General features: G+C 37.9%; 9 protein-coding genes and 1 pseudogene. 6 read left to right on the plus strand and 4 right to left on the minus strand.

What is annotated here, in order from left to right; genetic code table 11:
- Positions 1-202 precede the first annotated feature (202 nt).
- Positions 203-349, plus strand: a complete 147-nt coding sequence (locus ACT29I_RS10825) for a hypothetical protein (protein ID WP_444793415.1) — start codon at positions 203-205, stop codon at positions 347-349.
- 235 nt (positions 350-584) lie between these two features.
- Here the strand turns inward: ACT29I_RS10825 and ACT29I_RS10830 are convergent, their stop codons facing one another.
- The 4 genes and pseudogenes from ACT29I_RS10830 to ACT29I_RS10845 all read right to left on the minus strand — a co-directional run bounded on the left by ACT29I_RS10830 (position 585) and on the right by ACT29I_RS10845 (position 3,987).
- A complete protein-coding gene (locus tag ACT29I_RS10830) occupies positions 585-1,976 on the minus strand; it encodes a T9SS type A sorting domain-containing protein (protein WP_444793416.1) in 1,392 nt (463 codons plus the stop codon).
- A gap of 173 nt (positions 1,977-2,149) precedes the next feature.
- Positions 2,150-2,407, minus strand: coding sequence for a putative peptidoglycan-binding domain-containing protein (locus tag ACT29I_RS10835; RefSeq protein WP_444793417.1), 258 nt, complete (start codon positions 2,405-2,407; stop codon positions 2,150-2,152).
- Positions 2,408-2,528: 121 nt separating this feature from the next.
- Positions 2,529-3,149: pseudogene (locus ACT29I_RS10840) on the minus strand (IS91 family transposase); the annotation flags it as partial.
- Positions 3,136-3,987, minus strand: coding sequence for a tyrosine-type recombinase/integrase (locus ACT29I_RS10845; protein ID WP_444793418.1), 852 nt, complete (start codon positions 3,985-3,987; stop codon positions 3,136-3,138). The pseudogene ACT29I_RS10840 and the gene ACT29I_RS10845, both read right to left, overlap by 14 nt.
- Before the next feature lie 300 nt (positions 3,988-4,287).
- Between ACT29I_RS10845 and ACT29I_RS10850 the strand changes: the two genes are divergently transcribed.
- The 5 genes from ACT29I_RS10850 to ACT29I_RS10870 all read left to right on the plus strand — a co-directional run bounded on the left by ACT29I_RS10850 (position 4,288) and on the right by ACT29I_RS10870 (position 12,908).
- Positions 4,288-5,079, plus strand: a complete 792-nt coding sequence (locus tag ACT29I_RS10850) for a hypothetical protein (protein ID WP_444793419.1) — start codon at positions 4,288-4,290, stop codon at positions 5,077-5,079.
- Between the two features lie 219 nt (positions 5,080-5,298).
- Entirely contained in the window at positions 5,299-7,239 is a 1,941-nt protein-coding gene (locus ACT29I_RS10855; protein WP_444793420.1) for an alpha-L-fucosidase, read from the plus strand.
- 469 nt (positions 7,240-7,708) lie between these two features.
- Complete coding sequence (locus tag ACT29I_RS10860) at positions 7,709-9,208, plus strand: DUF3500 domain-containing protein (protein ID WP_444793421.1); 1,500 nt, start codon at positions 7,709-7,711, stop codon at positions 9,206-9,208.
- 842 nt (positions 9,209-10,050) lie between these two features.
- Positions 10,051-11,400 carry a transglycosylase SLT domain-containing protein gene (locus ACT29I_RS10865; RefSeq protein WP_444793422.1) on the plus strand — a complete coding sequence of 450 codons (1,350 nt, stop codon included), beginning with the start codon at positions 10,051-10,053 and terminating at the stop codon, positions 11,398-11,400.
- A 602-nt stretch (positions 11,401-12,002) separates the two neighbouring features.
- The gene (locus ACT29I_RS10870) at positions 12,003-12,908 is read left to right on the plus strand and encodes a sugar phosphate isomerase/epimerase family protein (protein WP_444793423.1); all 906 of its coding nucleotides are present in this window, start codon (positions 12,003-12,005) and stop codon (positions 12,906-12,908) included.
- The last annotated feature ends 94 nt before the right edge of the window (positions 12,909-13,002 follow it).

The following is a 13,002-nucleotide window of genomic DNA, read 5'->3' on the forward strand; positions in this document are numbered from 1 at the left end:
TAAACTTCCTCATTGGGGAAGTCCGTCTGTGTATGTGTTTTTGTACCAATAGGTTCCCTTAAGTTAACGGCTATGGATTACTTTCGGGAGCATCGTTATGGTGAGTTGAGTTGAAGCAGCGGAGTGTCTTGTTTTGAAACAATTTCAATGTGTAATAGATTTTCTAATGCATATTGCGGGTTCAAATTTAAAAATAAAGGAAATGAGACCAGTAGAAGGAAAAATTAATGGAGACATACTTTTAGATACAGGTCGTGCTTTACCTGTAAAAGTGGTTCTTGAGTCATATTATATGAAGTTTGACTGGATACTAACTTGGGGAACTACATTGCACAATTACCTTAAATAATGTAATACGCATAGCGGTTTAGGTATTTTTCCTAACCGCTATTTGTGTTTAAATAACTCTCTACTAAAAGGTAACAGACTTTCGCACCATACGGTGCGCTACATAAAACCAAAGACACTATACATTTGTATCAGAGTTTTTCACTCAGTAAAATATAAATAATTAAAATAGTGTATTAAATGCTATATAGCGAAAATATGTCTTTTTCATCGTGTTAGATTTATAATATTATGGTCTATTTTTTGAATACTTTTCCTACTGAAATATTAGATTTAAAATCCGAAATTTCAACAATATAAAAACCACTTTGTAGGCTAGAAAGATTAATTTCTAAGTTTGATTTTCTATTTATAATTTCTTCGTAAACGATTGTTCTTTGGATATTATATACTTTTATTCTAATTGAATTATTATCCTTCATACGAATATGTAATATATCATTAACTGGATTTGGATAACATTCTAAGATTTGATTTGAATTTTTTGTTAAAATATTAGTTGTATTGCCAACATATTTAATTAGGTGACCATCAATATTCTCAAACCAAGAAATACCTGCTTCGCTTGGCAATACAAGGTCTTCATCGCCATCATTATCTAAATCCCCAAATGACATACGCTCATGTTCTCCTTCCCATTCTGTAGAAATCACTTCTTTTTGAGGCCATACAGATGCCTGATAATTATATAGAACGTCCACTTTACTTTTACCTTTCTCTTGTCTAACAATATCTACATATCCATTTTTATCAACATCAAATAACAAGATATCTCCACCAATATCCACTCCATCTCTATCTAAAACGAATATTGATCCTGAACCATATGATGGGCCTTGGTAGTACCATAAACCACCTGTTGCATCCGAACTAAAACCAAGTACATCCATTGAGTTATCGCCATGATAATCTGCAATCTCAATATCTTCCCATATGCTATGATGATTAATAGTATAAGAGGCTAAATATGAAATTAAGTCAAAAGAACCAGCGCCATCATTGGAAAGAATTCTTGCTCCATCATTATATACACCTGAGCCACCAACTGCAATATCCGTGTCGCCATCATTATCTATATCTTTTGCATCTATAACTCCACCGTAATCAGTAGATAGGATCACTTCAGAAAAGTCAATATTTGAATTATTAAAATACATTCTAGTTCCCGTATTATTATCTCCAACACCTATAATATCAATAAACCCATCATTATTAAAGTCGGCGACTTTTGACATTGTGAAATCATATTCCTCTAATAATATTATTTTATTAAAAGCATTATTATGGTTCTGTTGATATATTACAAGACTACCATCGTTCCATCCATTTTCACAAATAATATAATCTAAGTCCCCGTCAGCGTCATAATCAACCATATTAAAATATTCAATTCTATAAGAAATATCACTATTAATTATCAAATGCTTGCTGTTGAACATTTTTCCTTCATCATTTTCTAACCAATATATACCTGATTCTTCAGGTGTGAAAGATGTCAATGCAGCAACTATATCTAAATCACCATCATTGTCATAATCGTATGTATAACTGCATACATAATGATCTTGTCCTAGAAGATTATAACCAGTAAAAATTAGAATTAAAGAACAAAAGTAAATCTTTTTCATAACCAAGGGTATTAAGTTAAAAAAATGAACTATTTTTTTATTGTTGCGCTAAGTTAAAACACTTGTGCTCAAAAGTCAATAGTTAACATATAAGTAATGAGGTACATAGATGCCAAAAAAAAAGTATGTATAGAAACTGAATAGCGAAACTAACACTCAATTTTTAAGATACTTTATAAAGTGAACTTAATCGCATATACCCTCTTCAACCACCCCTTCGTAAACTTATGATTTTGCCATCTTTGAGCAATAGTATGGTAATAATCCATTCGAGCTGATTTAATCGGGTTGAATAGCAATTCTGGAGGACAAGAGTTGATGGCCTTTATTGTGTTTTTTCCAATGATTCCATCCAATTTTAGGTCACAATCAAAAAAGCGATTCAATGCTTTCTGAATACCACAACGTAAGCATTCGCGCTCGCACGTCAATGAGGTTTAATTAATTTTGTTAATGTGAGACTTTACAACAATGCGTAGAATCCATGAACAATTCTCGTTATTCTAAGATTTTTTCCAATTGTGCGGTAAAAGATCAGCTATACCGCCCAGCTTTCCTCAAGCCCTGTTTTAAGCTATCCAGGAATGCGGCCTTAAAAGAAGCGCTGAGTTTCTGTACGCAATACAGGTAATCTACATACTTGCCCATGTGCTTCCATTGGCCTTGTAACGAATATCCGACAGCGGGAACAATGCAATGTATGTGGGGGTGCAATGATAAATTCTGTCCCCAGGTATGCAGTACCGCCACAGCTCCCGTTTCGCACCCAAAGTTTGTGTAGCCAAAAGTACGCAAGGTTTTCCATACCGAGCGGAACAATAGTTTATAATACAGCCTATCGTTCCACAAACAAATATCGTTTAGGCAATGCGGGGCCGTAAACACAATATGGTAGTGTTTCACGGGCAAAGTTTCACCCAGGAGCTTATCTATCCACAAGGCTTGTTTTGTGGATTGGCACTTTGGACAATGCCTGTCGCCACAGCTATTGTAACGATAGTGCACAACACCACATGTGCCACAGGCATATTCATTCCATCCCAGTTGGGCGGTACGGCACGAAACAATGTTGTTTAGTGCCTTTGCTTGCATGGGAGAGATTGCCTGCTGGCCCATTAACCGCTTGCCAAACTTGCGTACCACATCGGCCAGCTCATACTTAACGTCTTCCATAGAGCGTATCTAGTGGGCTGTGTGCATTTGTGCGTTCAAACTGGGCAGTGTGCAGATAAATCATGGTGATAGTGATTTCGGCGTGCCCCAGCAAATCTTTAAGTGTTACAATATCTACACCTTCTTCCAGTAAATGTGTGGCATAGGTATGCTTTAAAGAATGAAGGTTTACCTTTTTTTGAATGGAAGTTTTCTTTAGGTTTTCTCTGAAAATCCACGATAAACCACGCATGCTATATTTGGTTCCCGGTTGTTTCCCGTTGAAAAGCCACCCGTAAGGATTCTCGGCAGCCATATATTTTTTTAACCCAATAGCTATGGTTGGCGAAAGAGGCACAATCCGGTCTTTTTTATACTTGCTCTGTCGGATATGGATGGTTTGGCGTTCAAAATCCACATCTCCTATTTTGAGGTTTATCACTTCCTGTCCGCGCAGCCCGGCCGAATAAATAAGTGTCAGAACGGTGCGCTGTTTCAAGAGCGAGGGGGTGCGGAACAGCTCTTTGAGTTCGGACCGGTTAAGGATTACAGGTAGTTTGGTGTCCCGTTTCAATTCGGGCAATGCAATGGCCTTTTTGTTCATCCCAAGTAAACGGTAATAATAGCGCAGGCCATACACCATGTGCTTAAAACTGCTGCGGGAAGGTGATTTGGGATCACGTGCCAGGGCAACAAGGTATTCGTTGATTTCGTCCTCGCATATTTCTTCGGGCAAGGCCTTAAAATGAATAACAAACAACGCTAACCTTCTATCATAATTTTGCAATGTACTCTTGCTTTGTCCGCGCAGTTCAACCTGGATTTCAAGTTTCTTTAAAACCTCTTTGAATTCAGGCATATAGGTAATTTACTTTTCTAAAATTGTAAGTGATGTTTTCTTTCTCATAACAGTATTTTTTTATGTGAATAATAATTACTGTTATACGGATTGTAAAGAAAGGTGGTTAATTGCTATATTGCGTAGCTAGCCCGCGAGGGTTTTAGTTCAACAAAGTACATATTGCAGGGCGGGGGTCAGTGGTACGCCAACTGTGGATTCTCGTTTCGCAGTTCCGTATCCTTCGGACAGGAACGCTCTCCGAAATCCGCTCCGCAACATGTACCAACCGTTGTGCTTCATACAAAGAGAGATTCGTACATGAATAGAGATTGGATTAAAAATATGAAAGAAACAGGGAGACTGAAATTAAGTTTCTGGCAGACCGTGAATCATTATTTCATAGTTGCATTCATCCTATTGATTCCAATTTTCACCTTGATAAGTGTGTTTGAAATTTATGTAACAAAGACTTATGATGGTGTTCGGAGTGCGGATGAATTATTAAGATTCTCGTTACCATGGATAATTCCTGCGATTGCTTTTTTCTTTATTCAGAAATTCCGACTGAGATTTAAGAAAATTACGATTGACTATACTGACGAGGAATTTAAAGAAACGGTTGAAAGGACTGCAAAAGAACTGGAATGGACAATTGAAAAAAACAACAAAACATATTTAAGAGCAAATAGACCATGGAACTGGACTGGAAGTTGGGGCGAAATGATTACAATAATCAGATTAAAGGACGGATTTTTAACCAACAGTATTTGTGACCCAGATAAATGGTCTTCTGTTGCCTCATTTGGCTGGAATCGTAAGAATATTCGGACTTTTATTAAAAATCTCAATGATGTTAAAAATAATATTCCAGTTCAAGTGATTGAGGAAATACAAGAAAATGAATGGTCTTTAAAACGGATTGGGATTAGACTTTTAATGTATCCACTTTCTGCGATAATAATTACAGCTGGACTAATTGCGATTTACAGTTCAACAATTCGTGGAATGATTGCAGGAATTGCAGTAATTTCATTTGTTTCGATTTGGATTTATGCAGACATTAAAATGATAATAAAACAGAAAAAAGCACGAAAGCACTATAATGTATGAAAAACATAAGTGGGTCAGTGGTTTACGGCAGTTCGGTGCATTTTATCAGCTCCGCCAAATCTGCGATTTGACGGTTTGTTTTAAAACTATAAATTTGTGTCGAATCGCGCATTTGGCTCAGTGCAACTGGACAGGAAGACAGGCCGCAATCGGCAACTATTCATAGCAAAAACGTTAGCATTTATTATATAAACCATATATATAGAGAGAATCATTCATATGAAAAACAATTTAAAATCAACCTTAAAGACTGTAATTTACATTGCCATAGTTATGGTATTTGTTCAATGTAATAGTGTAGAAAAGACGGATAAACAAACGAGTCATACCTCAATTATTCCGCCCTTACCTCGCTTGCAGATGGATATAGCAGCGGGTAGCCCTGATTTACAATGGTGGCGTGATGCAAAAACAACCCGTGAACAACGTTTGGAAGATTGGCGCGATGCACGATTTGGTTGTTTTATTCATTGGAACGCCTCTTCATTGCTTGGAAGTAGCTGGAAAGGGAAAAATTATGGTGGTTATGCAGAGCACATACAGCGAATGGCTAAAATACCTTGTGATGAATACCGGCGTGATGTTGTTGGTAATTTTAATCCCACCGGGTTTAATGCCGATGAGTGGGCAGCTACTATTCGAAAAGCTGGAATGCGATATGTAATTATCACGGCTAAACATCACGATGGCTTTGCTATGTTCGATTCGGATGTCAGCGATTTTACCATTCTAAAAGCTACTCCTTTTGGTCGCGACCCCATGGCAGAACTAAAGGCTGCCTGCGATAAAAATGGACTGAAATTTGGATTTTATTACTCGCATGCATTCGACTGGGGAGAACCAAACGGGCCGGGTAATGATTGGGATTATGAAAATCCGGGTGGTGACAAACATTTATTTGCATCAAGAAACACGAAATGGTTTGATGTGCATCCGGAGATTGCCCCTCGAATTCGTAAATATGTTGATGAAAAATCGATACCGCAAGTTCGGGAACTTATAGGTAAGTACGATCCTGATTTTATATGGTTCGACACCCCACATAAGCTACCCCCCGAAGAAAATCTTCGTATAATGAAAGCTGCACGTGCCGCCAAACCAAACATAGTTATCAATAGTCGTGGTGTGCAGCCTTATACTGGTATGCCTGGTCATTTTGGCGACTATGAAAGCACCAGTGATCGCGCAGTTGATTTTCCGACAAATGATGGTGATTGGGAAACCATTCCTACAACCAATGAATCGTATGGTTATAGTGCAACGGATCGCAGCCATAAAACACCTGAATATCTTGTTCGCGTTTTGGTAAAAGCGGTAGCAAGAGGTGGAAATATGCTTCTCAATATTGGACCTAAAGGAGACGGTATAATTGATGACGCCGATATTAAAATACTGGATGGCATTGGCAAATGGATGGATGTTAACGAAGCTAGTATTCGTGGCACAGTACGTACAACACTTCCGGTACAAGCATGGGGCGAATCTACACGAAAGAAAAATACATTTTACTTACATGTCTTCGATTGGCCTACTGACGGAGTTCTACAATTAGGAGGCTTTTTAGGTAAGGTGAATAAAGCATATCTTCTATCTGATAAAAATCAAACTGCTATAACCCATAAACGTACTGATGATATGACTGTACAATTTGAGGTTTCAGCGAAAGCTCCGGATGAAGCAAGCAGCGTCATTGTGGTCGAGGTGGATGATGCTGAGCATGTCGATTCACATCGCCTGATCTCAACAACCCAGAACAATATGCTTCGTGCTTTTGATGGAATGGCTGTTGACGGTGAATTTAAATATGGAAATGGTAAAGTAACGAATAGCGGTGTTTCTGGCTGGACCCAAGATGGTCAATCTATGACATGGCCGGTATATCTTTCTAAAGCCGGTAAATTTAAGGTCATTGCCGAATATAAACCTTACAAGCATTCAAATAAATTTATTGTTGAGGCTGGCACTGCAACACTATCGGATACAACAGTATCGGACTCAAGAAGATCCAGGGATATAGATTATATTAAGCATGAACTTGGTAACATCAACCTTTCATCAGGGAATCAGATAATTAAGATATACGCTGACAGCATCCCTGATGGGGATCTTATGGAATTACGTGCATTGCATTTAATACCATTGTTTCAGGGAAAGGATTAAAAAAGGGGGTGCTTTTACTAAGAGTAAATTGTTGTAAATATTGATTTTTCAAGACATAAACAAAGGCTAACACTTAGCTTCCAATAAAGCGTTGCTTGCATACGCTTTAGATTGGAGGGTTTGTTGAACTAAACAATCTCTCGAAAACAGATGATAAAATTATTAATTTTTATATAGTGGTTTCAATCGCTTTTTTTGAGCGGAAATAGCTGTAAGGTGTTGTTCCGCATTTGTTTATACGGTGCAAATAAATCGTGCTTTTTTTAAGTCAAAAAAAATGAATCGTTGCAGGTTACGAAGAAATATCTACCAACTAAGCTTAATTTAATTGTAGAGTATCCGACTATGTTCTATTGCTATCATCAAAACGGGTGTTAGATTGATTAAAAAAGCAATTTTTAAACAAAACTAATAACTGACTGTTCCATAGGAGGTAATGTTGCCTTTAGACAGCATAAAACAAAATTCTATGAACAGAATATTTTTCATTATTAGCCTTTTAATTCTTTGGGGCTGCCAGCAGAAAAATAAGAATATCGCCACAATCACCTTTCAAATTGACATGTCTGAAGTTATTGACGATATTACTGATCCTGAAACCATTGGAATAGTTGGTTCTGGACCGCTGGAATGGAGAAGGATAGCCATGCAGGATATTGGAGAAGGCGTTTACTCCGTTACCTTTGAATGGCCAGCGGAAAATCCTGACACCATGATCTATACTTTCATGCATAGTTACGATATATTTGATGATTCTAATATTGGCGTTGCGGCTTATAGAACCCTAATTGTGACCCCGGGAATAAAGAATTTACCTATTGTGAAATGGGGTGAGGTTAAAGCAAACACAGGACTAGCGACACCCTCTCCCATGCTTAAAGTAGAACAGTCTGACACAGAAGCTGAAAAAAAAGCCTTAAGTGTGCCCTTCTATGGGGTGACCACTGATGGAAATCTAATCCCTGATTTGTATTCGATAAATGCAACTGGAATAAGCACAGCTGGAATAAAAAAAGCCGTCGAGGATTTTCTGAATTCATTAAGTATCGAGCAAAGAGAAATGTGCACCTTTCCAATTGATAACAAGGAATGGCGAAGATGGTCAAACATTGATTCTTATAAACGAAAGGGCATTGGTTTACCTGATCTCACAGAAAAACAAAAAGAACTTGCATTCAGGATCCTTGAAGAAAGCCTGAGTACAAAAGGGTTTCAGAAAACCCAGGATATTATGAAAATGGAAGGTTACTTAGCACAGTTAGCCAATGAGTTTGAGATGTTGGGATCTGACCGGTACTGGTTTACATTTATGGGTATTCCTTCAGATACTCAACCCTGGGGCTGGCAAATTGATGGTCACCATTTGGTGATCAACTATTTTATTCTGGGAGATCAGATCGTAATGACACCTACATTTATGGGTTCGGAACCAAATTATATAGCTGAAGGAGAAGACGCAGGCACCAGGACCTTTGAAAATGAAGAAAAACTTGGTTTAACATTCTATCATTCACTCGAGAATGAGCAGCGAAAAACAGCAACTTTGTTAGACAGAAAAGATTATAACTACAATCAGGCCGCTTCGTTCGATGACAATGCAATTGTTCCATATTCCGGCCTAAATGTTACAGCCCTGAATGTAACTCAAATGAATATGCTGGAAGAGCTCATCAGCGAATATGTAGGAAACATGAAAGAAGGTCATGATAAAGTGAGAATGGATGAAATTTTGGAACATATGGATCATACCTATTTTGCCTGGATTGGAGGTAGCGATAAAAATGATGCATTTTATTATCGCATACAAAGTCCTGTTGTGCTGATTGAATTCGATCATCAAATACCCGTCTTTCTGCCAGGGAGCAAACCCAGTAAAAAGCATGTTCACACCATTGTAAGAACACCCAATGGCAACGATTACGGGAAAGATCTGCTCAGACAACATCTCAAAGAAGACCATCATCATTAAAATGAACACACCTCATAACAAATAAATAATGGGCATAGGCTGTCAGCACAAATTCGGGGGGTTAGTGCTTTTAATAAGTTCGCCGAAGCTAAGGCTTTGGCTAGTGAAAGGAATAAATGTATAACCAAAACCTTAGCTTCGGCAAAGTGGGATTTTGGAGGTTTGGTTTTTCCAATCAGCCAACGCCCCTTTATTATGAACGTTGGTGTGCCACGAAGCTGTGGTAATCCAGTAGGTGCAAATCCTACCTAAATAATTTTCTTAAAGATCATTGCTATGTTCGGCATAATTCAAGCAAACTTGATTCTGCTCTCTCTTATCGCAATAATGTACTGTTCAGATATTGGGCTGCCGACAGTTATGTCCGTGAGGATTGTCGCTGAAGCCCGGTATGTTCAAATGACCAAGCCGTAATGCGCAAGTGTGAACCCAAGATAGCTTCGAGAAGTGTATCTGTAGACGGGGAGAGTTTCGACGGTCTCGAACCCTGTAATGTTGTATGGATTAATAGCAATGTGAAATACAACGGTCTACCGGAGTCATAGGGATGGCGTGGTCATAGATGGGTTATTACGGAATAACGTAATAAAATAAAACGGCACGGGGCTGTTGCATATGAGGGAAAACTTCACGGCCTGTCCACGAACATCGGGATACGGTTTGATGCAGGGGGCGCTGATAGTTTGTATATTATTGTTACATTTAGTGGTATTAAGAGGGTAAGCTTTCAGGCTCTACTCTGCACATTTATTATGAAAGCAAAAATGAAGCAACTTGTAATTATAATTTTAACAATCACTTTTCTCTATGGGTGTAATTCCAATTCTAGAAAAAAGAAAGAGGTGAGGGCGACAAGAACCATCTCCAGAGATTTAACGGAAATACAAAGGGATGGCACACTAAGAGTATTTATAAGCTACAGCAGCACGAGTTATTTTCTTTATAGAGGCCAGCCAATGGGCTTTGAATATGAACTGCTTGAAAGATTGGCTAAAGACCTTGACCTTGAATTAGATTTAGTGCTTGTAAACAATATGGATAGCATTTTTCAGCATATCAATACAGGGAAAGCTGATATGATTGCTCATGGCATGACCATTACAACAGACAGAAAACAAAAAGTAGCTTTTACAAAATATTTATATCTTACCTCGCAAGTTTTGGTACAAAAAAAACCAGACAATTGGCGAAAAATGAGATGGGCAAATCTGCAAAGATATTTGATTCACGATGCCATTGACCTAATTGGTGATACCGTATCTGTTCGAGAAAACTCTTCCTATATTAAAAGATTGAATAATCTGTCTAAAGAATTAGGAGGCACAATTTATATAGATACACTTCCCGGCACTTTAAGTACGGAGGAAATAATAAAAAAAGTAGCCGATGGTGAAATAAAATATACGGTGGCTGATAAAAACCTGGCACAGGTAAGTTCTGCATATTATCCTGTCTTGGATATAAGTGTTCCTCTAAGTTTGTCTCAGCGTATTGCCTGGGTAGTCAGTAAAAACTCGACTGAATTGTTAACAGCATTAAACCAATGGATTGATAAAGAAAAAAAAGAGGTTGATTACTACGTAATTTATGACAGGTATTTTAACGATAAACGGGATTTCAAACGGCGCATCAAGAGTGATTTTATGAGTCTAAACGGAAATCAAATATGCAAATACGATGAATTGATAAAAAAGCACGCTGAAAAATTAAGATGGGATTGGCGCCTGCTAGCATCATTGATATTTCAGGAGTCACGTTTTAATAGCAATGCAACGTCATGGGCAGGGGCACAAGGACTAATGCAAATAATGCCACGAACAGCCAAGAGCTTAGGTGTAACTAATCCACGCAATCCTCAGCAGAGCATAGAAGCGGGCACAACATATTTGAAACAAATTTACGATAAATTTGACGAAGTAAGCGATTCGGTGCAACGTATCAAATTTACATTGGCTTCCTATAATTGTGGCTATTATCATATTATGGATGCACGGTTTTTGGCCAAACAGGAAAATCTAAACCCCAATGTATGGGATGATAATGTAGAAAAAATGGTCATGGCACTTTCTTATCCTACAAATTATAATAAACCCGGTATTAATTATGGATATGTAAGGGGGATCGAGCCTGTAACTTACGTTGGGCAAATTTTTCAACGATATGAGCATTACGTAAATTTTATAAAAAAATAGAAATTACTAAATACTAACAATTAAGGCTTTCGTTAACGGTAGTGCCCGTATCTCGATTGAAGGAGGTGTTGGGCTTAAACCGGCCACAAGGATATAATGCCACTTTCTATGGTGTAATCGATAGGGTTTACAGTATTCTTTGGTCGACTATATTGTTGGTGTAGAAGATGCAGATATCATATGGTACGGTAAATACCGCATGGAAGTATTTTACCGGCAACGGTTCGGTATTTCTGGCATTTAACCACGGAAAAGTGAGTAGTATCCTTTTTTATATAATTAATCGTGGATTAATTTCTTTTCGCTAAAAATATCACATAGGTTTCAATAATTCTAAAATAAATATTATCTTGCAAACTGGTCGACCAAATAATGGTAAACCAACGGTGGATATGTGCCCTGTCGCCCAAAAGTGAAATAATACCACGTACAAAGGCGATAGCCACAGGCTCATTTTTATTCCTGCTAGGTGTATTTTAGAAGAGAAACAGATAGATCCTTGTCTAAATTATGATACTCAAATTTACTAAAGTTGTGTTCTAATTCGCTATATTTAAGCTATGTATATTTCCAGAAGAAACTTTATAAAAAATGTGGGAGCTATGGCCATTATAGCGCCATGGATACCATCGCCTATCAACGCATTAAACTTAAAGCGAGCGGATGGACCTTTAAAAGTAAACATATTTTCCAAGCACTTACAGTTTTTAAACGTAAGGGATGCTGGCCAAATTGCAGCAGAACTGGGATTTGATGGATTAGACCTAACCGTCCGGCCCAAAGGCCATATTTTGCCGGAAAATGTAAAATCAGACCTGCCAGCTGCTATTCGGGATATACAACATTCCGGATCCACTTGTGAAATGATTACCACAGCGATTACTGATGTAAATAACGCTAATGATTTGGAAATAATAAAAGTAGCGGCTAATCATGGGGTACGGTTTTATCGCAGTAATTGGTTTAAATATCACAAAGAAAAACCAATGCAGGACTCGATCCGTATCTACCGGCAAAAGATCAGGGAGCTTGGTGAGGCCAATAAGAAATATGATATTATCGGTTGCTATCAAAACCATGCAGGAACGTCTATCGGTTCCTCTTATTGGGAAATAAAACAATTGCTGGAAACCGTGGATCCAATTTATTTTGGAACCCAATATGATATCCGACACGCCATGGCAGAGGGTGGCTTATCATGGTCAAATGGTGTTAAGCTGTTAAAGGACCATATAAAAACTATCGTACTTAAAGATTTCAAATGGGAAAAAGTTAAGGGCCATTGGGAAATGGTGAATGTGCCAATCGGTGAGGGTATGGTAGATTTCAACACTTATTTTACACTTTTGAAAAGCTATGGTTTGAAACCGCCGGTATCGTTGCACCTTGAGTACCCGCTGGGCGGCGCAGAAAAAGGGCGATACGAAATTAACGTAGATCAAAAGATTGTTTTTGATGCCATGAAGAAAGATCTGGCTGCAGTTCGGCAATTATGGAAAGAAGCTTAAGCACATTGCTTTTCAAGGCATTAAATTTTTTTTACATCGAAGCTATATTTTAAATTCCGTCTAATACCCATCTTTATAAACCAACTATTACGAA

The sequence above is a fragment of the Saccharicrinis sp. GN24d3 genome (genome assembly GCF_052400645.1).
Taxonomy (GTDB): domain Bacteria; phylum Bacteroidota; class Bacteroidia; order Bacteroidales; family Marinilabiliaceae; genus Saccharicrinis.